This is a genomic window from Denitratisoma sp. (assembly GCA_032027165.1).
Taxonomy (GTDB): Bacteria; Pseudomonadota; Gammaproteobacteria; order Burkholderiales; family Rhodocyclaceae; genus Desulfobacillus.
This window is the reverse complement of sequence record JAVSMO010000001.1, coordinates 1,752,728-1,773,980: the sequence shown is the minus strand read 5'-3', so window position 1 is coordinate 1,773,980 and position 21,253 is coordinate 1,752,728. Positions and strand designations below refer to the sequence as shown.

Below are 21,253 nucleotides of genomic sequence, written 5' to 3'. Positions count from 1 at the left end.
TCCCTGAAAATGAAAGGCTGCCGGTCAGCTGGCGACCGGAATGTTGGCGATTTCCATCACGCCCCACAGGATGTAGAGCACGGTGGGGATGGTGATACCCAGAAACAGCAGCAGGAACGGATTGTCCAGCACCTGCTGCATGACGGGTACGCGTTCTTCTTGATCAGCCATTTAAGCCTCCTTTTTTTGCGCCGCGGACGGCGGTTTTTCGACAAATTTTCCGAAAGACAAACTACGGGGATTTAACGGGCGATAAGCTACGCCGGAGGTAATATGAATAGTTTGATCTAGGTTAAGAAACGCCCAAATACGCAATCACTTGCATGCGGCAGTGCGGCACGTTGTCGCATATAATTTCGGTTCAAATTTCAAGCCGTAAAATCGCAGAAAAACACCGGTTTCCGAAAAATGAATCCCGTTGCGCGCCGCCAGATCGCGATCTGGCTTTTTCTTTGCTCCGCCATGGTTTTTGCCACCCTGGTCGTCGGTGGCGTAACGCGCCTGACGCACTCCGGGCTGTCCATCGTCGAATGGCAGCCGCTGGTGGGAACCCTGCCGCCCCTGACCCAGGCCGACTGGCTCGAAGTCTTTGAAAAATATAAGCAGACGCCGGAGTACCAGCAGGTCAACCACAGCATGTCCCTCGATGAATTCAAGGGTATTTTCTGGTGGGAATATTTCCATCGCGTGCTCGGCAGGACCATTGGCCTGGTTTTCTTTGTGCCCTTCCTCTATTTCTTGCTGCGGCGCAAGATCGATCGCAAGCTGGTGCCTAAGCTGGTCGGCATCTTCATCCTCGGCGGCCTGCAGGGCGCCATGGGCTGGTACATGGTGAAGAGCGGGTTGGTGGACGATCCGCGCGTCAGCCAGTACCGGCTCACTGCACACCTGTCGCTCGCCTTCATCATTTTTATCGCGATGATGTGGGTGGCGCTGGGACTGATCGAGGAGCGCTCGCATTATTTCGCCCATGAGGGTTACCGCCGGCTGCAGCGCCTCGGCTTCTGGCTGTTCGTGCTGGCCTGCTACATGGTCGTCACCGGCGGCTTCGTCGCCGGCATCCGGGCGGGCAAGGCCTACAACACCTTCCCGCTCATGAATGGCCATTTCGTGCCGCCGGAAATCTTCATGATCGAGCCCTGGTACCTGAACTTCTTCAACAACATGGCGACGGTGCAGTTCGATCACCGGCTCGGCGCCTGGCTGCTGGCCTTCCTCGCGCCCTGGTTCTGGATCAGGCTGCGCCAGTTTCCCGATCGCCTGCGGGCGCAACGGGTCGCCACCCTGATGCTGGCCGTGCTGGCCGGGCAGATCACGCTCGGCATCCTGACGGTGCTGCATGCCGTCCCGGTTGCACTGGGCGCCGCGCATCAGGGAGGGTCCATGGTGCTGATGGCGGCCCTCCTCTGGCTCAACCACGAACTCCGGGTGCCGGCCCAATTGCGGTCTTCCTGAGCCGGATGGGGTTCGCATCCGATACTTCGCTGTACCTGCGCACCCGGCGCATCCGCGCCTTGGCGGTCTTCACCTGCGTGCTGTCCGTTCTGGTCGTGACGGTCAGTGCCTACTTGCGCCTCTCCGGCGCCGGCCTCGGTTGCGCCGACTGGCCCGCCTGCTATGGAAGCGTCCTGGCCGGTGTGTCGAACGCGCCATGGGTGGGCGCGCGGCTCGCGCATCGCATTGTCGCCACGATGGCGCTGCTGGCGGGCATCGTGCTGGTGTGGCGCTGCTGGCGGCCGCAGCCCCTGCAGCCGGCTGCCCGATACGCGACCCTCCTGCTGGCGCTGATGCTGTTCCTGTCGGTCGTCGGTGTCTGGAGTGCGGATCCGCGCATGGCATGGGTGAATTTCATCAACCTGATCGGCGGCCTCGGCCTGGTGACGTTTTCCTGGAGGGTGGCGATCACCTCGGAACCGTCGCGTTGGGTCGATCAGGGGCCGGGCGGGCCGTTTTGCCGGCTTGCGTTGGCGGCACTGACGCTGACGGTGCTGCTCGGTGGCCTCATCGGCGCCCGTTACGCAGCGCCGGCCTGCGGCACGCTGCCCGGCTGCCCGGGCGTATGGTGGCCGGTGGCCGGCTGGTCCGCGCTGAATCCCTTTGTCACGCTGGCGGGGCCGACCGGGCCGGGCGAGGCCGGCGGGGTTACGCTGCACCTGCTGCATCGCTACGCCGCCGTGCTGGCGGCCGCGTTGCTTGCCGTCGTGGCCCTGCGCCTGCGTAACGTGCGGCGGGCGCGCAACACCGCCTTGGCGGTACTGACTTTGCTGCTGCTGGAAGGCCTGCTCGGCGCGCTGACGGTGGCGAGCGGCTTCTCGCTCTGGCTGGCCGTCGCCCACAACGTCGGCGCGGCCCTCCTGCTCGCCGCTGCGGCGAGCCTGATGCACGCAGTCCGGAAATAAAAAAGCCCGCGGGTCGCGCGGGCTTTCACTCCCAAGGGGCCTCGGTCAGGCCAATTGCACGGGAATCTTGTGACGCTGGTTCATCATGCGATTCCGTGAATCGACGTAAACCAGATCCGGCTCGAACTTCGCCAGTTCCGCCTCGTCGTACATCGCATAGGTGGCAATGATGAGCAGGTCGCCGGGCGCGGCCTTGCGGGCCGCAGCGCCGTTCACCGAAATGATGCCGCTGCCGCGCTCGGCGGAGATGGCATAGGTGGTGAAGCGCTCGCCGTTATTGACGTTGTAGATGTCGATCTGCTGGTACTCGCGGATGTCCGCGGCATCGAGCAGATCCTGATCGATCGCGCAGGAACCTTCGTAATGCAGTTCCGAATGCGTAACCGTCACGCGGTGCAGCTTGGATTTCAACATCGTCCGTTGCATCGTGGTCGCTCCTTCTCTCAGTCTCAGTAGCTGGCAGGTTGCGGTTTCCTCTCCCGCAAGGTGCGCTGCTGGTGCACCGACGGCCTGAGCGCAAGACGGTACCCTAAACTTCCAGGTTGTCGATCAGGCGCGTGCTCCCCAGGAGTGCCGCGCCCAGCACCACCAACCTAGAATCGTGAGCGGCTGGCAATTGTAGATCAAGTTGTTTTCGCACCGCAACATACTGCGGAATCCAGCCATGGGCGCGGAGTTCCGCCATGGCCCCCTGCTCAAGCCGCGCCAGATCTCGTTCTCCGGCCTGTATGGCCCGCCGAACGGCTTCCAGAGCCCGATACAGCCGGGGAGCCTCGGCCCGTTCGGCCGCGGACAGGTAGCCGTTGCGCGAGGACAGGGCCAGCCCGTCGTCTGCCCGCACCGTCTCGCCGGGAACGATCTCGATGGGCAGCGCGAACTCGCCCACCATGTTGCGGATGACCATCAGCTGCTGGTAGTCCTTCTTGCCGAAGACGGCCACCTGCGGCTGCACGATGGAGAAGAGCTTCATCACCACCGTGGCGACGCCGCGGAAGAAGCCGGGGCGGAATTCGCCCTCGAGGATGTCGGCCTGGGCCGGGTCGGGCTGCACATGGTAGGCCTGCGGCGTCGGGTACATTTCGCGCTCGTCGGGCGCAAACAGGTGCGACACGCCGGCCGCCGACATCTTCTCGCAGTCGGCCTCGAAGGTGCGGGGGTACTTGTCGAAGTCCTCCTTCGGGCCGAACTGCAGGCGGTTCACGAAGAGGCTGGAGACGACGCAGTCGCCGAGCGGGCCCGCCTGGCGCATGAGGGCGATGTGGCCTTCGTGCAGGTTGCCCATGGTGGGGACAAAGGCGACGCGGCCGGCGCCCTTCAGCGCCGCGCGGAAGCCGGCGATGGTGGTGTGGATCTGCATTTCAGTAGCAGTGTTCGGGGGCGGGGAAGGAGCCGTCCTTGACGGCCGCGACGTAGGCCTTGACGGCGTCGTCGATGCTGGCGGTGCCTTCCATGAAGTTCTTCACGAAGCGCGCCTTCCTGCCCGGATAGATACCGAGCATGTCGTGCAGCACCAGTACTTGTCCGTGGCAGTCCTTGCCGGCGCCGATGCCGATGGTGGCCATCGAGGTCAGGCTCTGCGTGATCTCGGCGGCGAGCGGTGCGGGCACCATCTCCAGCACGATCAGCGCGGCGCCGGCGTCCTGCAGCGCCGCGGCGTCGCGCTTCATCTGCTGCGCGCCGGCATCGGTCTTGCCCTGCACGCGGTAGCCGCCGAGCTGGTGCACCGACTGCGGCGTGAGGCCGATGTGGGCGCACACCGGCACGCCGCGCTCGACGAGGAAGCGCACCGTCTCCGCCATGAAGGCGCCGCCCTCGAGCTTGACCATCTGCGCGCCGGCGGCCATCAGCGGCACCGCCGAGCGCATCGCCTGCGCCGGGCTTTCCTGATACGAGCCGAAGGGCATGTCGGCGACGATGAAGGGGCGCTTTGCCCCGCGTGACACGCAGCCTGTGTGGTAGGCCATCTGCTCCAGCGTCACCGGCAGCGTGGAGGAATGCCCCTGCAGCACGTTGCCGAGGGAATCGCCGACGAGGGCGACGTCCACGCCGCAGCGGTCGAGCAGGGCGGCAAAGCTGGAGTCGTAGCAGGTCAGCACCGCGATCTTCTCGCCCTCGGCGCGCATGCGCGCGAGTTCGGCGAGGGTCACTGGCTTGGTGTTCTCAAGGTAGCTCATGTCAATGCCCGTAGAGGGGTCGAGCGCGCATGATAGCCGTTCGCCGCCTGCAGAAAAACCCCGCAGGATCATGGCGGGCCCCGCCGGAACAACGGACCGGCGTCAGCTTCCCGTCACGGCTTCAAGTCGGGCCAGCACCTGGTCGCTGACGCCGGGCAGCAGCGCGGCGGCCGGCCCATGGCCGGGTATCGTCGCCTCCGGCGCGATCTCGACGAGCGGCTGCAGGACGAAAGCGCGCTCGTGCATGCGCGGGTGCGGCAGCGTCAGCCGCGCCGTGCTGCGCGTTTCGCTGCCGTGGAGAAGGAGGTCGAGATCGAGGGTGCGCGGGGCATGGTGGAACTCCCGCTTGCGTCCGAAGCGCTCCTCGATGGCGAACAATGCGTCGAGCAGGTCTTCGGCGGAGAGTTGCGTATCGAGTGCGGCGACGGCGTTGATGAAGTCCGGTTGGTTCTTCAGGCCGACCGGCGCAGTGCGATAGAGCGAGGAGACCGCCGCCAGTTTGCTGCCGGGCAGCGCCTGCAGCGCCTGCAGCGCCGCCTGGACGGTCGCCTGCGGGTCGCCGAGATTGCTGCCCAGCGCCACATACGCCCGTACCGTCATGCGCCTTCTTCCGGACCGGTGCCTGCCCCGCCGCCCTTGCGTCCCCGCCGCCTCCGGCGGGCTGACTTTTTTTCGGGCGTGAGCATGGCCAGCCGCGCATCGGTGTCGGCGTCGAGGAAGGTCCGCCACCAGTCGGCCAGCTCGCGGTCCAGTTCGCCGCTCTCGGCGCGCAGCAGCAGGAAATCGTAGCCGGCCTTGAAGCGCGGCTGCTCGATCGCCCGCAGCGGACGCCGTCCGCTGCGGTTCTCCAGGCGCGGCTGCAGCGCCCAGATGTCCTTGATGTCGGCGGCGATGCGGCGCGTGATGGCGAGCTTGCCGCCCTGGATGTCGAGGACTTCGTCCATGGCCGCATGCAGCGCCGGGATGGCCGGTTCGCCGTTCTGCTTGCGCGCTTCCCAGGCGGCAAGCACTTCGTGCCAGAGCAGGGTGGCGAAGAGGAAGCCGGGCGAAGTCGGCTTGCCGGCCTTCACCCGCGCATCGGTGCTGGCCAGCGACAGCCAGACGAAGCGCTCGCCCAGCGGCTGCTCCATGATGACGTCGAGCAGCGGCAGCAGGCCGTGGTGCAGGCCTTCCTCGCGCAGCTGCTTGAGGCATTCGACCGAGTGGCCGGAGAGCAGCAGCTTGAGCATCTCGTCGAAGAGGCGCGCCGCCGGCACGTTCTCGAGCAGATCCGCCATCTCGCGGATCGGCGCGCGCGCGGCGGGGTCGATGGCCAGCCCCAGCTTGGCCGCCATGCGCACGGCGCGCAGCATGCGCACGGGATCCTCGCGGTAGCGCTTGCGCGGGTCGCCGATCATGCGCAGGGTCTTCTGCTTCAGGTCGGCGACGCCGTGGTGGTAGTCGGTGATGGTCTCGTCGCCGGGGTTGTAGTAGAGCGCGTTGACGGTGAAGTCGCGCCGCGCCGCATCCTCCTCGACGCTGCCGAAGACGTTGTCGCGCAGCACGCGGCCGTGCTCGTCGGTCTCGGAGTCGACGTCGTTGCCGGCGCGGAAGGTGGACACCTCCATGGTCTCGCCGCCCGCCATGACATGGACGATGCGGAAGCGGCGGCCGATGATGCGCGAGCGGCGGAAGATGCCGCGCACCTGCTCGGGCGTGGCGTCGGTGGCGATGTCGAAATCCTTCGGCACGATGCCGGCGAGCAGGTCGCGCACCGCGCCGCCGACGATGAAGGCGGCGTGGCCGTGCTCCTGCAGGCGCGCGACCGTCTGGCGCGCGCCGGGCGAGATCGACTCGCGGCGGATGTGGTGTTTCTCGACGGGGATCAGCGCCGGTTCGTGCGTGGGCGGGGCCTTGCTGAACACGCGGCGCAACAGCTTGCGGATCATGCTACGTCTTGGATGTTGCGAAAGGGCGCAATGATACAGCAGATCAAGGCGTTATCTCAGGCTGATGATCGGCCAGCCGCGTTCGCGCGCTTGGCGCTCGAGGGTCGGGTCGGGGTCCACCGCGACCGGGTCGGTGACCTTCTCCAGCAGGGGCAGGTCGTTGAGCGAGTCGCTGTAGAACCAGCTGCGCGCGAAGCTGCGCCAGTCATGCCCGAAGCCGGCGAGCCAGGCTTCGACGCGCGCGATCTTGCCCTCGCGGAAGCTGGGGACGCCGCTGACGCCGCCGGTGAATTCGCCGGCCGCCTGTTCCGGCTCGGTGGCGACCAGGTGGACGATGCCGAACTCGCGGGCGATGGGTGCGGTGACGAAGCTGTTGGTGGCGGTGACGATGGCGGTGAGCGCGCCTTCCGCCTGGTGGCGGCGCACCAGCTCGCGGCCCTTGGCGGTGACGATGGGCAGGATGCGCGTGGCCATGAAGTCGGCGTGCCAGGCATCGAGTTCGCGGCGCGGGTGGCGCGACAGCGGCTTCAGCTGGAAATCGAGGAATTCGTGGATGTCGAGCGTGCCGGCCTTGTACTGCTCGTAGAAATCCAGGTTGCGCGCCTCGTACACCTCGCGGTCGAGCACGCCGCGGGAAATCAGGTATTGCGCCCACTCGAAATCCGAGTCGCCGGCGAGGAGCGTGTTGTCGAGGTCGAATAAGGCGAGATTCATGAAGACTTGGGATTCCGGTTGAACTTGTTGAGCATTTCCTTGAGCAGCGGCACTGTGACCGGACGCTTGCGTTCGAGCGAGGCGCGGTCGAGGGCGTCCAGCACCGCCATCAGCGAGGGCAGGTCGCGCGCGGTGTGGCGCAGCATGTAGCCGAACACCTCGTCCTCGACGCGCAGGCCGCGCTGGCTGGCCTGGCTCTGCAGGGTGGCGGCCTTATCCTCGTCGCTGAGCGGCTTGACCTGGTAGACGAGGGCCTGGCCGATGCGCGTGCGCAGGTCCTCGCGCAGCTTCAGTTCCAGCGGTGCCGCCGGTCCGGCGATGAGCAGGGCCAGCCCGGCCAGACGGGCCGAGTTGAAGGCACGGAAGAGGGCAATCTGGGCAGTGTCGTCGAGGCGATCGACGTCGTCGACGATGAGCAGTCCGCCGGGCGGGCAGGGCAGCTCGGCGCCGGCCTCCTCGCCGGCGACCAGGACGACCCGGCGGGCAGCCGCTTCGGCGGCCGCCAGCGCGGCCCGCAGCAGGTGCGTGCGGCCGCTGCCCGGCGGCCCCCACAGGTAGACCGCATCGAAGGCCTTCGGCTGGGCCAGGGCGCGCAGGCGCGCCACCAGCTCGGCGTTGGCGCCGGCGATGAAGTTCTCCAGGGTCGGGTGCTGCTCGGGCCGGATGTCGAGCGTCAGCTGCTGGGGCATGTTCGTGGTGATTGACGGGGGCGGATACGTTAAAATTCGCCCTTTCCTGCGCGAAGCGCAACTTTATCACGAAGCGGACAGCCCCTTGACCTCCCTTACCTACCGCGATGCCGGCGTCGATATCGATGCCGGCGACTCCCTCGTCGAACGCATCAAACCCTTCGCCAAGCGCACCCTGCGGCCCGAGGTGATGGCCGGCATCGGCGGCTTCGGCGCCCTCTTCGAGATCTCGAAGAAATACCGGGAGCCGGTGCTGGTCTCCGGCACCGACGGCGTCGGCACCAAGCTCAAGCTGGCCTTCCAGCTCAACCGCCACGACACCGTTGGCCAGGACCTGGTGGCGATGAGCGTGAACGACATTCTGGTGCAGGGCGCCGAGCCGCTGTTCTTCCTCGACTACTTCGCCTGCGGCCGCCTCGACGTGGACACCGCCGCAAGCGTCATCCAGGGCATCGCGAAAGGCTGCGAGCTGGCCGGCTGCGCGCTGATCGGCGGCGAGACGGCCGAGATGCCCGGCATGTACCCGGACGGCGAGTACGACCTCGCCGGCTTCGCCGTCGGCGCCGTCGAGAAATCGAAGATCATCGACGGCCGCGGCATCGAGCCGGGCGACGTCGTCATCGGGCTGGCCTCCAGCGGCGCGCATTCCAACGGCTATTCCCTGGTGCGCAAGATCCTCGAGCGGGCCAAACCCGACATGAATGCCGATTTCGACGGGCGCCCGCTCGCCGAGGCGGTGATGGCGCCGACGCGCATCTACGTCAAGCCGCTGCTCGCCCTGATGGAGGCCTTGCCGGTGAAGGGCCTCGCCCACATCACCGGCGGCGGCCTGCTCGACAACGTGCCGCGCATCCTCGGCGCCTCGCTGACGGCGACGCTCGACAGCAAGGCGTGGACGCGGCCGAAGCTGTTCGACTGGCTGCAGGAGCAGGGCCAGGTGGCCGACGCCGAGATGCATCGCGTCTTCAACTGCGGCATCGGCATGGTCGTCGTCGTCTCGCAGGCGCACGAGGAGCAGGCCCTCAGGCTGCTGCGCGAGGCCGGCGAGACGGCCTGGAGCATCGGCATGATCTGCCGCCGCGGCGCGGACCAGGCGCAGACGATCGTCGCTTGAGTCCGGCCGCCCGCCCGATCGGCGTTTTCGATTCCGGCGTCGGCGGGCTCACCGTCCTGCGCCACATCCGCGCGGCGCTGCCGGCGGAAGACCTGCTCTACGTCGCCGATTCCGCCCACGCGCCCTATGGCGTCAAGTCGCCGCAGTTCATCGAGGCGCGCGCCTTCGCCATCGCCGAATTCCTCGTCGCCCGCGACGCCAAGGCCCTGGTCGTCGCCTGCAACACCGCCACGGCGGCGGCCATTTCCCGCCTGCGCGAGCGCTTCGACCTGCCCATCGTCGGCATGGAGCCGGCCGTCAAGCCGGCCGCCGAGGCGACGCGCGCCGGCGTCATCGGCGTGCTCGCCACCAGCGGCACGCTGGAGAGCGGCAAGTTCGCCGAACTGGTCGGCCGCTTCGGCTCGCAGGCGCGGGTCATCGTCCAGCCCTGTCCGGGCCTGGTGGAACGGATAGAAGCGGGGGATCTGGCGGGGCCGCTGACGCGCCGCCTGCTGGAAGGCTTCGTCGCGCCGCTGCTGGAAGCGGGGGCGGACACCCTGGTGCTGGGCTGCACGCATTACCCGTTTCTTGCCCCGCTGCTGCGCGAGCTTGTCGGGCCGCAGGCGGAGATCGTCGAATCGGGCGCCGCCGTCGCGCGCCAGCTTGCTCGCCGTCTTGCGGAGACTGACTTTTTATCCGGGCAGCCCCAGGGGACGGAGCGCTTCTTCAGCAGCGGCGAGCCCGCCCGGCTGGAGGCGCTCCTGCCAAGGCTGTGGGGTGCTGCCGCCCCGGTCGAACGGCTTACGGACGGTTGAATTCGGCCAGGCAGTCCTTCAGCGTGCTGCCGATGCTGCCCGGCCGCAGCGTGCAGTCCCCCGCCTTGCCGGGCGGGCCGGCGGCGGCCTGCGCCGGTGCGCCGCGCTCGACGGCTGCAGGCTGCCGCGTCAGGTCGGCCTGGGCCATCGCCAGGCGATTTTCCAGCGCCACCCGCTTGCTTTGCTCCTCTTCCAGCTTTTTCCTGTTCTGCAGGACCAGCTGGTCGTAGCCGGCGACCAGGCCCTTCAGTCGCGCGACTTCCGCCTGCTGCTCGTCGAGTACCGCCGCCTGGCGGGCGATGACCTGGGCCGAGAGCCAATACATTCCGCCGCCGCCGGCACCGGCGCCGGCCAACAGCACCAGGCCGTAGGGCAGCAGGCGGTGCCACCGCGACGGGGCAGCGGGAACCTCCGCTTCCTCATCGCTCTCCTCGCGCCGTGTGTCGCGGCGGTCCGGCACGGCTTCCGTCGCCGCCTCTTCCTCGGTCTCCTCCTTGGGTCGGCGCAGGCGGCGTAGCAGCAGCAGGGGCGCGGCCAGCAGGCGCTTCAGGCGCAGGACGAGGCCCGGCCGGGGCATCGCCTCTTCCCCCGCTTCATCGACGGTTTCGCTGGCAGTGGACAAGCCGGTCTCCGTTATCTCCCGCAACCAGGGAAATAACGGCGGGCTGGAACGGAACTTAAGCCAGCGCCCGCTCGACGGTCCGGGTGACCTGGGCGACGAGATCCGCCGCCAGGCAGTCGAAGGCCTCGACATCCGGCCAGCTGCGCAGCCAGGTCAGCTGGCGCTTGGCCAGCTGGCGCGTGGCGGCGATGCCCTTCTCGCGCAGCGCGGCGCGGTCGCACATCCCCTCGAGGTGGTCCCAGGCCTGGCGGTAGCCGACGCAGCGCATCGACGGCAGCCCGGCGTGCAGGCGGTATTTTTTCCGCAGTGCCCTCACCTCGTCGATCAGCCCGGCTTCCAGCATGGCATCGAATCGCCGGGCGATGCGTTCGTGCAGCACGGCGCGGTCGGAAGGCAGCAGCGCGAGCTGGACGAGGCGGAAGGGCAGGACGGCATCCGGCCTGCGCGCGAGACTCTCCGCCAGCGGCGCACCGGTCAGGCGCACCACCTCGAGTGCGCGCTGGATGCGCTGGGCGTCGGTGGGCTTCAGCCGCGCCGCCGCTTCCGGGTCGAGCGCCGCCAGCTCGGCATGCAGTGCCGGCCAGCCGCGTGTCTGCGCATCCGCGTCGATGGCGCGCCGCAGTTCGGCATCGGCCTGCGGCAAATCGGAGAGGCCCTCGCGCAGCGCCTTGAAGTAGAGCATGGTGCCGCCGGCGAGCAGCGGTATTTTTCCGCGCGCCGCGATTTCCCCCATCGCGCGCAGCGCGTCGGCGCGGAAGCGCGCGGCGGAATAGCTTTCCTCGGGGGAGATCAGGTCGATCAGGTGGTGCGGATACTTCGCCAGCGTGGCGCGATCCGGCTTGGCTGTGCCGATGTCCATGTCGATGAACACCTGCGCCGAATCGACGCTGACGATCTCCAGCGGCAACCGGTCGGCCAATTCGAACACCACGGCGGTCTTGCCGCTCGCCGTCGGCCCCATGAGGCAGATGGCCGGCGGCAGGGATGAGCTAGCGGCCACGGAGGAACAGGCGGTCCAGGTCTTCCATGGAGAGCTGCGCCCACGTCGGCCGGCCGTGGTTGCACTGGTCGGCGCGCTCGGTCTCCTCCATCTGCCGCAGCAGGGCGTTCATCTCCGGCAGGGTCAGTGCGCGGTGTGCGCGCACCGCGCCGTGGCAGGCCATCGTCGCCAGCAGTTCGTTGCGGCGCTCGGCGGCAACGCGGCTGGCACCGAACTTCTCCAGATCGGCGAGAAGGGCGCGCACGAGGTCGGCAATGCGGCCGCTGGCGAGCAGCGCCGGCACGGCGCGCACCACCAGCTCGCGCGGGCCGGCTGCGGCGATTTCGAAGCCGAGGCGCTCGAGCGCCTCGGCGTGTTCCTCCGCAGCGGCGGCCTCCTCGCCGCTGGCCGAGATCACCACCGGCACCAGCAGCGGCTGCACCGCCGGGCGCTCATCCAGCGCCGTCTTCAGCTTCTCGTAGAGGATGCGCTCGTGGGCGGCGTGCATGTCGACCAGCACCAGCCCCTCGGCGTTCTGCGCCAGGATGTAGACGCCGTGCAGCTGGGCGAGGGCGAAACCGAGCGGCGGCGCGCCGGCTTCGGCCTCGGGCATCGGTGTGCTCGGGGCCTGCCGAACGAAGTCGTAGTAGGCAGCGGCCGACTGGGCGACGGCGAGCGTCCGTTGCTGCGGCGCGGCCGCGGCAAAAGTCAGTCCCGCCGGCACGGCGGCGGGCGCGGGTGCGCCGGAGGCGGCATGCGCCAGCGGCGCCGCCAGCGCGCGCTGCAGGGCGTGGAAGACGAACTGGTGCACGGCGCGGCCGTCGCGGAAGCGCACCTCGGTCTTGGCCGGATGCACGTTGACGTCGACGCCGCGCGGGTCGATTTCGAGGAACAGCGCGTAGACCGGGTGACGCTGGCCGTGCAGGATATCGGCGTAGGCTTCGCGCACCGCGTGCGAGAGCAGCTTGTCGCGCACGAAGCGGCCGTTCACGAAGAAGTACTGGGCATCGGCGCGGGCGCGCGAATAGGCCGGCAGGGCGGCGCAACCGGCGAGATGCAGGCTGCCCGCCGCCGCGTCGACCGCACGCGACTGGGCGGCGAATTCCGCGCCGAGGATGTCGGCGATGCGCCGCGCGGGATCGCCGGCGGCCAGGTGCAGCGCCGTGCGTCCGTTGTGCTGCAGCAGGAAGGAAACCTGCGGATGCGCCAGCGCGATGCGGCGCACGGCTTCTTCGCAATGGGCGAACTCGGTGTGCTCGCTCTTGAGGAATTTGCGCCGCGCCGGCGTGTTGAAATAGAGATCGTCGACCTCGATCACGGTGCCGCCTCCGAGCGCGGCCGGGGCGACCTCCTGCTCCGGGCCGATGCGCCAGGCGTGCGGCGCCTCGCGGATGCGGCTCAGCAAAGTCAGCCGCGCCACGGCGGCGATGGAGGCCAGCGCCTCGCCGCGGAAGCCGAGCGAGGCCACGCTTTCGAGGTCCTCGAGGGAGGCGATCTTGCTGGTGGCGTGGCGGGCCAGCGCCAGCGGCAGCTCCTCCTTCGGAATGCCGCCGCCGTCGTCGACGATGCGGATCTGCCGCACGCCGCCCTCGAGCAGTTGGACGGAAATGTTTCGCGCGCCGGCGTCGATGCCGTTTTCCAGCAGCTCCTTCACCACCGAGGCCGGGCGCTCGACCACCTCGCCGGCGGCGATCTGGCTGATGAGGAGGTCGGGAAGCGGCTTGATGGCGGGCATGGGAGCGGGATGAATTATACTCTGCGGGCTTTTTCGCCTTCAGAAACCATGGAATACCTCGCACTCGCCTGGGACATCGCCGTCCACCTCGACAAGCACCTCGCTGCCTTGCTCGCCCAGTATGGCACCTGGGTGTACGCCATCCTCTTCCTGATCGTCTTTGCCGAGACCGGCTTCGTCGTCACGCCCTTCCTGCCGGGCGACTCGCTGCTCTTCGTCGCCGGCGCGCTGTGCGGGGCGGGCAGCATGGACCTGTGGGTACTCAACGCCACGCTCATCGCCGCCGCCATCCTCGGCAACAGCGTGAACTACTCGATCGGCCGCTATCTCGGCCCGAAGGTCTTCCACTGGGAAAACTCGCGTTTCTTCAACAAGGCGGCGCTGATGAAGACCCACGTCTTCTACGAGCAGCATGGCGGCAAGACCCTGGTGATCACGCGCTTCATCCCGATCCTGCGCACCTTCGCCCCCTTTGTCGCCGGCATCGGCGCCATGACCTACGTGCGCTTCCAGGCCTACAACATCGGCGGCGCCGTGCTGTGGGTCGGCTCGCTCTCCGTCGCCGGCTACCTGTTCGGCAACCTGCCGGTCATCCAGAACAACCTCAGCCTGGTGATCCTCGCCATCATCGTCGTGTCGATGCTGCCGGCGGCGATCGCCTGGCTCAAGCACCGCCGCGCCCCCCATTAGCCCTTTGCCGACAGGGGCTTGGCGCGGCACAAGGCCTTTGCGCTATGATGTCGCATGATTTCTCGGCTTATCCCGTTGATTTTCCTGCCCTTGTTGGCGGGCTGCGTGACCACGGGAACGACCCCGCGCAAGCCGGTTTCCGGCTTCGATCCGAACCAGATCGCCAAGTCCGACATCGACCGCGTCGCCGAGGCGCACCAGCGCGAGGTGTTCGCCAGCTTGAAGCTCCTCGCCGAGAAGCTCTACCGGCGCAATCCGCGCGAGTGGAGGAAGGGCGGCCAGCCCAGCCTCGAGGCGGCGGTGGCGCGCATCTTCGAGGCCAACCATGGCTGGGCGTTCAAGGAGTTGGAGAACAGGCGCGGCACCGACGCCATCCACCTCGCCTTCCGCGAGGACTTCGCCGGCGACCGCGTGCTGGCCTTCATCGCCGGCCTCGGCGGCATGGTGCAGACCGCCTTCAACGACAAGACGGAACTGTTCCTCCTCGACGACCTCGATCCGCAGGCGCTGTTCAACGCGGCGCGCAACGTCGAGATCGCCGTGTGGAAGCTCTCCAACGCGGCGACGCCGGGCGGCGAGCCCTACCTGCTCTCCAACGAAGGCGCCGGCCCGGTGAGGAACCTCTCCTTCGAGCGCGAGTTCGGCAAGGTCATCGGCAGCCTCGACCTGCTCTCGAAGATCGTCGCCGACAAGACCAACCGCATCGTGGCGAAAGTGTTCCAGAACCTCGCCAGCGCGATCTTTCTCCCCGTCAAATTCTGACCATGAAGAGCATCGTCATCCTCATCTCCGGCCGCGGCAGCAACATGGAAGCCATGCTCGACGCGAAGTTGCCCTGCCGCATCGCCGCGGTCATCAGCAACAAGGCCGACGCCAAGGGCCTCGAGACCGCCCGCGCCCATGGCATCCATACCGCCGTGGTGGCCCATGCCGAACACGCCTCGCGCGAGCTGTTCGACGCCGCGCTCGCCGCCGAGATCGACCGCCACGCGCCGGACCTCGTCGTCCTGGCCGGCTTCATGCGCATCCTCGGCGAGGATTTCGTGCGGCGCTACGAGGGCCGCCTGATGAACATCCACCCCTCGCTGCTGCCGGCCTTTCCCGGCCTGCACACGCACCGGCGCGCGCTGGAAGCCGGCTGCCGCGTGCACGGCTGCACGGTGCACTTCGTCACGCCGGCGCTCGACAACGGACCCGTCATCATCCAGGCGGCCGTGCCGGTGAGCCCCGACGACAGCGAGGACGCGCTCGCCGCGCGCGTGCTGGCCCAGGAGCACGTCGCCTACCCGCAGGCGGTGCGCTGGTTCGTCGAGGGGCGCCTGAGCCTCGGCGCGGACGGCCGCGTGCGCCTCGCCGGGGAGCGCACGGCCGGCGGTGCCCTGCTGTCGCCACTGCCGGATGCACATTGATCGTCGCCTCCTGGCCGCATTGCTGCTCTCGCTGCTGGTGCATGTGCTGGCGGTGAGCAGCGCGGGCTGGCGCCTGCCTTTCCTCGACGAGCCCGAGGCGAACGGCGTGCTGGAGGCGCGCCTGGCGCCCAAGCCGGCGGCGCGGCTCGAGCCGGCGCCGGTGGCGCCGCCGTCCAGGCCGGCGCCGAAGCCGAAGGCCGAACCCCGGCCGCGTCTGCCGCAGCCGGCGCCAGCGGAACACATGCCGGCCCCGGCGGCAGCCGAGGCGCCTGCATCCGCACCAACTCCCGAGCCGGCGCCTGCCGCTGCGGCCGCTCCGGCCAAGGCCGAGATCGACTGGCCGCGCAAGGGCCGCATCCGCTTCGTCGTCACGCGCGGCGAGGGCGATCAGGGCATGCTGATCGGCGAATCGACGCACACCTGGCGCTATGACGACGGACGCTACGCCTTGCGGACGGTGACGGAAACGACGGGGCTCGTCGCGCTGTTCCGGGAGGTGCGCATCGTGCAGTCGAGCGAAGGCGCGGTCGGGCCCGAGGGACTGGTGCCGCAAATCTTCGAGGTCGAGCGCAAGGGCAAGCCGGCAGAGGGCGTGCGCTTCGACTGGGGCAGCGGCAAGGCGGCGCTGACCGTCGGTGGCCAGCTGCGGCGCGAGGTGGCGCTCACGCCGGGCGCGCAGGACATCCTTTCGCAGATCTACCAGATGGGCCTGGCCGGTGCGGCGGCGCGCCTCGAGATGATGATCGCCACCGGCAAGAATTACGGCCGCTATGCTTACGAGGCGGTCGGCGACGAGACGCTCGCCACGCCGTTCGGAGAGCTGCGCACCTGGCATGTCAAGACGCCGGCGGTGCCGGGGGAACAGGCCATGGAACTGTGGCTGGCGTCGGATTACCGCAACCTGCCGGTGCGCATCCGCTTCATCGACCGCAAGGGCGAGGTGTTCGACCAGAACGCGGTCGAACTGGAAATCGACGGCGCGCGGCTCGCCGCACAGGAGAAATAGAAAGTCAGTATGCGCATTACGGCGAAACTCATCGACGCGGCGACGACGGCACTCAACCTGCTCCTGAAGTTAGAGCATCCGGCCGATGCCGTGCTGTCGAAATTCTTCCGCGATAACCGCCTGCTCGGCCAGAACGACCGCGGCTTCATCGCCGAGACGGCCTACGCCGTGCTGCGGCGCCGGCGCCTGCTGGAACACCTGCTCGGCGCCGAGGCGAATCCGCGCCGGCTGGTGCTGGCGGCGCTGACGCGCCTGTCGGGCGTCAGCCAGCGGCAGCTCGAAGGCGCCATCAGCGAGAAGGAACTGAAGTGGGTGGCCGAACTGAAGGGTCGCCAGGCGGGCGAACTCAGCCTCGCCGAACAGGCCGACTTCCCCGACTGGCTGGCCGAGCGCCTGCTGTCCCACATGGAAGCGGACGCGCTGCTCACACTGGCGCAGGGCCTCAACCAGGCCGCACCGCTCGACCTGCGGGTGAACCCGCTCAAGGCCGGGCGCGACGCCGTGCTGGCGCGCCTCGCCGGGGAGGGCATCGCCGCCGAAGCGGGGAGGCTGTCGCCCCTGTGCATCCGCCTCAAGGCCAAGCCGGCGCTGCAGAAGCACCCGCTCTACCTCGACGGCTCCATCGAGGTGCAGGACGAGGGCAGCCAGCTGCTCGGCATCCTGCTCGCGCCGAAGCGCGGCGAGATGGTCGCCGACTTCTGCGCCGGCGCCGGCGGCAAGACCCTGCTGCTGGGTGCGCTGATGCGTTCGACCGGCCGGCTCTATGCCTTCGACGTCTCCGACAAGCGCCTGGCGCGGCTGAAGGACCGCATGGCGCGCGCCGGCCTCTCCAATGTGCACCCGGTGACGATCGCCAACGAGAACGACATCCGCATCAAGCGTCTCGCCGGCAAGCTCGACCGCGTGCTGGTCGATGCCCCCTGCAGCGGCCTCGGCACGCTGCGCCGCAACCCCGACCTCAAGTGGCGGCAGACGCCGGAGGGCGTGGCCGAACTGTCGCGCAAGCAGCACGACATCCTCAAGGGCGCCTCGCGCCTGGTGAAAAAAGGCGGGCGGCTTGTCTACGCCACCTGCAGCATCCTGCCCGAGGAGAACGAAGCCATCGTCGCCGGCTTCCTCGCCGCGCATCCGGACTTCAGGCAGGTGTCCGCGCAGGATATCCTGGAGAAGCAGGGCATCGCCCTGGCCTGCGGCGAGACGCTGCGCCTGGCGCCGCACACGCACGGGACGGACGGGTTCTTTGCAGCAGTGCTGGAACGCAATCAAGTTGAGGAGAAGCCATGAGATACCCCGATTTCTTCGATCAGGTCCCGAGCATCACGGTCTACGATCCGCTCGCCAGGTTTCTCGGCGCGGCGGAGGGCGGCATCTTCGAATACCGTTATATCGACGCCGTCAAGGCGGCCGGGCATTCCTGTCCCACCGTGGCCTCCGCCTGGCTGATGACGATCCGGGCGCTGGAGGCGCTCTATCCGAAGGACCTGCCCGAACGCGGCGCCATCCGCGTCGATTTCCGCCACGACAGCACCAGCGGCGTCACCGGCGTCATCGCCAACATCGTCACCCTGGTCACCGGGGCGACGCACGACACCGGCTTCAAGGGGCTGGCCGGCCGCTACGACCGGCGCAACCTGCTGTTCTTCAATGCCGCGGTGAGCGAGGAGATCCGCTTCACGCGCAAGGACAACGGCGCGGCGGTGGATGTCGCGGCGCACTTGGAGCACGTGCCGGGCGTGCCGCACATGGGCGAGCTGATGGGCGCCTGCATCACCGGCCGCGCCAGCGAGGAGATGCAACGCGAGTTCGGCCGCCTCTGGCAGGAGCGGGTGCGTGCCATCCTCATTAACCATGCGCGCGATCCGCAGGTCATCAGCATTCGCCCCGCCGGCGCCGCATGACGGGGACTGACTTTTCCCGGCTGCGAAACGATTTCCCGCTGCTCGCCCGCCCGGTGCGCGGCCGGCGCCTCGCCTACCTCGACAGCGCCGCCACGACGCAGAAACCGGCGGAGGTGATCGAGGCGCTGCGCCGCTATTACCTGGAAGACAACGCCAATACCCACCGCGGCGTGCATTTCCTCAGCGACCGCGCCACCGACCTCTACGAGGCGGCGCGTGAGCGGGTGCGGCGTTTCGTCAATGCCGAGCGGGCCGACGAGATCGTCTTCGTGCGCGGCACCACCGAGGCCATCAACCTGGTCGCCGCCACGTTCGGCCGCGCCTTCCTGCGCGCAGGCGACGAGGTCATCGTCTCGGCGATGGAGCATCATTCCAACCTCGTGCCCTGGCAGATCGCCTGCGAGCAGGCCGGTGCCGGGCTGCGCGTCGTGCCGATCGACGACGACGGCGAATTCGACCTCGGCGCCTACGAGCAGCTGATCGGGCCGCGCACCCGCCTGGTGGCGGTGACGCATGTCTCGAATGCGCTGGGCACGGTGACGCCGGTACGGCGCATCGTCGCGCGGGCCCACGCCGCCGGCGTGCCGGTGCTGCTGGATGGCGCCCAGGCGATTGCCCACGCCGCCGTGGATGTGCGGGACATCGGCTGCGACTTCTACGCCTTCTCCGGCCACAAGCTCTATGCGCCGATGGGCATCGGCGTGCTCTACGGCAAGGCGGAGTGGCTGGCGAAGCTGCCGCCGTACCAGGGTGGCGGCCACATGATCCGCGACGTGACCTTCGAGCGCACGACCTACGAGGCGGCGCCGCGCAAGTACGAGGCCGGCACGCCGAACGTGGAAGGCGCAGTGGGGCTGGCCGCGGCGCTGGACTATGTGGACCGCATCGGCATGGAGGCCATCGGCGCGCACGAGCAGGCGCTGCTCGACTATGCCACGGCGCGCGTCGGCGAAATCGACGGGTTGCGCGTCATCGGTACGGCGCGGGAGAAGGGCGCCATCCTGTCCTTCGTCATCGACGGCTTTGCGGCGCAGGAGGTCGGCGCGGCGCTCGACCGCCACGGCGTGGCGGTGAGGAGCGGCCACCATTGCGCGCTGCCGGCGATGCGCCGCTTCGGCGTCGAGGGCACGGCGCGCGCCTCCTTCGCCCTCTATAACGACCGCGCGGACGTCGATCAGCTGATCGAGGCGCTGCGGGCGGTGCGCCAATGACCGAAGGAGGCGCAAGGCCCCGCGGGACGTGGCGGAACGTCGGTTTTGTCGCCGTCCTGGCGGGACTGACTTTCCTGCTGGTGCAGCCGGCCCGGGCCTTCGATCCGCGCCCGGCCGCCTCGCCTGCCGCGCACGGCACGGCCGAGGTGCTGTTCGCCCCGCACGACGACATCGAGGCGGCCATCCTGCGCGTGCTGCGCGGGGCACGCCATAGCATCCACGTGCAGGCATACCTGTTCACCAGCCGTTCATTGGCCGCCGCGCTGATCGAGGCCAGGGCGCGCGGCGTCCACGTCGAGGTGCTGGCCGACCGTGAGCAGACGGCACGGGGGGAGAACAGCCAGATTCCGCGACTGGTCGAGGCCGGCATCCCCGTTGCGCTCGAGGTGCGCTATGCCGCCGCGCACAACAAGGTCATCCTGGTCGATGCGGCCGAGGCCGGTGGTGCGGTCATCACCGGTTCCTACAACTTCACCTGGTCGGCACGGACGCGCAATGCGGAGAACGTGTTGATCCTGCGCCACAATCCGCCGGTGCTGCGCGCCTACCTCGGCAACTGGAAGCGCCATCGCGCCGAGGCCCTGCCCTACGCCGAAGCCATTCTGTCCGATTGACGGGAAGGTTAAGGTGTAAAGTAATACCCGGGTTTTCCAGCATTTCCGGGCTTACCGATGCTTTCAGGCATTTTCAATCTTCCCTGGTGGGGCCATGCCCTCGTCGCACTGGCGCTCACGCACGTCACCATTGCCGGCGTGACCATCTATCTGCACCGCCACCAGGCGCACCGCGCACTCGACCTCGGGCCGGTGCCGAGCCACTTCTTCCGTTTCTGGCTGTGGCTGACCACCGGCATGGTGACGAAGGAATGGGCCGCCATCCACCGCAAGCACCACGCCAAATGCGAGACGGCGGACGACCCGCACAGCCCGCAGGTGCTGGGACTGAACCGCGTGCTGTGGGGCGGCGTCTTCCTCTATGTGAAGGAGTCGCACAACCGGGAGACGATGGAGCGCTATGGCCACGGCACGCCGGACGACTGGCTGGAACGGCATCTCTATACGCCGGGGCAGAAGCTCGGCATCCTGCTGATGCTGGCCATCGATCTCGCCCTGTTCGGGCTGGTACCGGGGGCGCTGATCTGGGGCGTGCAGATGCTCTGGATCCCGTTCTGGGCCGCCGGCGTCATCAACGGCATCGGCCATTTCGTCGGCTACCGCAACTTCGCCTGTGCCGATGCCAGCACCAACCTCCTGCCCTGGGGCATCCTCATCGGCGGCGAGGAACTGCACAACAACCACCATGCCTATGCCACCTCGGCACGGCTGTCGAACAAGTGGTACGAATTCGACATCGGCTGGCTCTACATCCGCCTGCTGGAGATGCTTGGCCAGGCCAAGGTGAAGAAGGTTGCGCCGACGCCGCGCCTGGCTGCGGCGCGTCCGGCCGTCGACCTCGACACCCTGCAGGCGGTCGTCACGCATCGCTACGACGTCATGGCCAAGTATCTGAAGTCGCTGCGGCAGATCTACCGCGAGGAGGCGAAGCAGCTGAAGCCCTCGCTGGATGCGGCTTCGCTCAGGGCGCTCAAGCGCGCGCTGGTGCGCGATGCCGAGGAGTTGCCCGAATCGGAAAGGCAGCGCTGCGCGGCGGCGCTCGAGCACAGCCGCCGCCTGTCGTTGGGGGTCGAGATGCGGCGCGAGCTCGTCGCGCTCTGGCAGCGCTCGACCGCCACGCGCGAGGAACTGCTCGCCCGACTGCAGGACTGGTGCCGTCGCGCCGAGGACTCCGGCGTCCGCCAGCTCGAGGAATTTTCCCTGCGCTTGCGCCGCTACACCATCTAGGTCTAGGCTGCGCCGGCGCAGGCAACAAAAAACCCGCCGAGCGGCGGGTT

At 68.4% G+C, this 21,253-nt stretch carries 24 protein-coding genes; 13 read left to right on the top strand and 11 right to left on the bottom strand.

Annotated features, from left to right (window positions below):
- Positions 1-24: 24 nt before the first annotated feature.
- Entirely contained in the window at positions 25-171 is a 147-nt protein-coding gene (locus tag ROZ00_08760) for a hypothetical protein (protein MDT3736301.1), read from the bottom strand.
- A gap of 237 nt (positions 172-408) precedes the next feature.
- On the opposite strand from ROZ00_08760, the gene ROZ00_08755 reads away from it, so the two are divergent.
- The gene (locus tag ROZ00_08755; protein ID MDT3736300.1) at positions 409-1,455 is read left to right on the top strand and encodes a COX15/CtaA family protein; all 1,047 of its coding nucleotides are present in this window, start codon (positions 409-411) and stop codon (positions 1,453-1,455) included.
- A 5-nt stretch (positions 1,456-1,460) separates the two neighbouring features.
- Positions 1,461-2,399 (top strand): COX15/CtaA family protein, encoded by a 939-nt coding sequence (locus ROZ00_08750; GenBank protein ID MDT3736299.1) that lies wholly within the window; start codon positions 1,461-1,463, stop codon positions 2,397-2,399.
- 45 nt (positions 2,400-2,444) lie between these two features.
- Here ROZ00_08750 and ROZ00_08745 read toward each other — a convergent pair whose 3' ends face one another.
- From ROZ00_08745 to hda, 7 genes are all read right to left on the bottom strand, one after another.
- Entirely contained in the window at positions 2,445-2,825 is a 381-nt protein-coding gene (locus ROZ00_08745; protein MDT3736298.1) for an aspartate 1-decarboxylase, read from the bottom strand.
- Between the two features lie 103 nt (positions 2,826-2,928).
- Positions 2,929-3,756, bottom strand: a complete 828-nt coding sequence (gene panC, locus ROZ00_08740; protein ID MDT3736297.1) for a pantoate--beta-alanine ligase — start codon at positions 3,754-3,756, stop codon at positions 2,929-2,931.
- A 1-nt stretch (position 3,757) separates the two neighbouring features.
- Positions 3,758-4,573, bottom strand: coding sequence for a 3-methyl-2-oxobutanoate hydroxymethyltransferase (gene panB, locus ROZ00_08735; protein ID MDT3736296.1), 816 nt, complete (start codon positions 4,571-4,573; stop codon positions 3,758-3,760).
- Positions 4,574-4,675: 102 nt separating this feature from the next.
- Positions 4,676-5,173: a 2-amino-4-hydroxy-6-hydroxymethyldihydropteridine diphosphokinase gene (gene folK, locus ROZ00_08730; GenBank protein ID MDT3736295.1), complete on the bottom strand. Its 498-nt coding sequence runs from the start codon at positions 5,171-5,173 to the stop codon at positions 4,676-4,678.
- Positions 5,170-6,501, bottom strand: a complete 1,332-nt coding sequence (gene pcnB / locus ROZ00_08725) for a polynucleotide adenylyltransferase PcnB (protein ID MDT3736294.1) — start codon at positions 6,499-6,501, stop codon at positions 5,170-5,172. Before pcnB ends, folK begins: the two co-directional genes overlap by 4 nt.
- Before the next feature lie 51 nt (positions 6,502-6,552).
- The gene (locus ROZ00_08720; protein MDT3736293.1) at positions 6,553-7,215 is read right to left on the bottom strand and encodes an HAD family hydrolase; all 663 of its coding nucleotides are present in this window, start codon (positions 7,213-7,215) and stop codon (positions 6,553-6,555) included.
- A complete protein-coding gene (gene hda, locus ROZ00_08715; protein MDT3736292.1) occupies positions 7,212-7,904 on the bottom strand; it encodes a DnaA regulatory inactivator Hda in 693 nt (230 codons plus the stop codon). The genes ROZ00_08720 and hda overlap by 4 nt, the downstream gene beginning before the upstream one ends.
- 85 nt (positions 7,905-7,989) lie before the next feature.
- Here hda and purM point away from each other — a divergent pair, with 85 nt between their 5' ends.
- Positions 7,990-9,018, top strand: a complete 1,029-nt coding sequence (gene purM / locus ROZ00_08710) for a phosphoribosylformylglycinamidine cyclo-ligase (protein ID MDT3736291.1) — start codon at positions 7,990-7,992, stop codon at positions 9,016-9,018.
- Complete coding sequence (gene murI / locus ROZ00_08705; protein ID MDT3736290.1) at positions 9,015-9,812, top strand: glutamate racemase; 798 nt, start codon at positions 9,015-9,017, stop codon at positions 9,810-9,812. Before purM ends, murI begins: the two co-directional genes overlap by 4 nt.
- On the opposite strand, the gene ROZ00_08700 is transcribed toward murI, so the two are convergent.
- From ROZ00_08700 to mutL, 3 genes are read right to left on the bottom strand one after another with little or no spacing between them, the layout of a single operon-like run.
- Positions 9,799-10,434, bottom strand: coding sequence for a hypothetical protein (locus ROZ00_08700; protein MDT3736289.1), 636 nt, complete (start codon positions 10,432-10,434; stop codon positions 9,799-9,801). The two genes, murI and ROZ00_08700, sit on opposite strands and share 14 nt — an antisense overlap.
- 55 nt (positions 10,435-10,489) lie before the next feature.
- A complete protein-coding gene (gene miaA, locus ROZ00_08695) occupies positions 10,490-11,395 on the bottom strand; it encodes a tRNA (adenosine(37)-N6)-dimethylallyltransferase MiaA (protein MDT3736288.1) in 906 nt (301 codons plus the stop codon).
- 28 nt (positions 11,396-11,423) lie between these two features.
- Positions 11,424-13,148 (bottom strand): DNA mismatch repair endonuclease MutL, encoded by a 1,725-nt coding sequence (mutL, locus tag ROZ00_08690; protein MDT3736287.1) that lies wholly within the window; start codon positions 13,146-13,148, stop codon positions 11,424-11,426.
- A 48-nt stretch (positions 13,149-13,196) separates the two neighbouring features.
- Here mutL and ROZ00_08685 point away from each other — a divergent pair, with 48 nt between their 5' ends.
- From ROZ00_08685 to ROZ00_08645, 9 genes are all read left to right on the top strand, one after another.
- A complete protein-coding gene (locus ROZ00_08685) occupies positions 13,197-13,838 on the top strand; it encodes a DedA family protein (protein ID MDT3736286.1) in 642 nt (213 codons plus the stop codon).
- Between the two features lie 105 nt (positions 13,839-13,943).
- The gene (locus ROZ00_08680) at positions 13,944-14,600 is read left to right on the top strand and encodes a hypothetical protein (protein MDT3736285.1); all 657 of its coding nucleotides are present in this window, start codon (positions 13,944-13,946) and stop codon (positions 14,598-14,600) included.
- Between the two features lie 2 nt (positions 14,601-14,602).
- Positions 14,603-15,247, top strand: coding sequence for a phosphoribosylglycinamide formyltransferase (purN, locus tag ROZ00_08675; GenBank protein MDT3736284.1), 645 nt, complete (start codon positions 14,603-14,605; stop codon positions 15,245-15,247).
- A complete protein-coding gene (locus ROZ00_08670) occupies positions 15,237-16,253 on the top strand; it encodes a DUF3108 domain-containing protein (GenBank protein MDT3736283.1) in 1,017 nt (338 codons plus the stop codon). The genes purN and ROZ00_08670 overlap by 11 nt, the downstream gene beginning before the upstream one ends.
- Before the next feature lie 9 nt (positions 16,254-16,262).
- Positions 16,263-17,537, top strand: a complete 1,275-nt coding sequence (locus ROZ00_08665; protein ID MDT3736282.1) for an RsmB/NOP family class I SAM-dependent RNA methyltransferase — start codon at positions 16,263-16,265, stop codon at positions 17,535-17,537.
- Positions 17,534-18,151: an FmdE family protein gene (locus ROZ00_08660; GenBank protein ID MDT3736281.1), complete on the top strand. Its 618-nt coding sequence runs from the start codon at positions 17,534-17,536 to the stop codon at positions 18,149-18,151. Before ROZ00_08665 ends, ROZ00_08660 begins: the two co-directional genes overlap by 4 nt.
- A complete protein-coding gene (locus ROZ00_08655; protein ID MDT3736280.1) occupies positions 18,148-19,362 on the top strand; it encodes a cysteine desulfurase in 1,215 nt (404 codons plus the stop codon). Before ROZ00_08660 ends, ROZ00_08655 begins: the two co-directional genes overlap by 4 nt.
- The gene (locus ROZ00_08650; GenBank protein MDT3736279.1) at positions 19,359-19,976 is read left to right on the top strand and encodes a phospholipase D family protein; all 618 of its coding nucleotides are present in this window, start codon (positions 19,359-19,361) and stop codon (positions 19,974-19,976) included. Before ROZ00_08655 ends, ROZ00_08650 begins: the two co-directional genes overlap by 4 nt.
- 57 nt (positions 19,977-20,033) lie before the next feature.
- Entirely contained in the window at positions 20,034-21,203 is a 1,170-nt protein-coding gene (locus tag ROZ00_08645; GenBank protein ID MDT3736278.1) for a fatty acid desaturase, read from the top strand.
- Positions 21,204-21,253 lie beyond the last annotated feature (50 nt).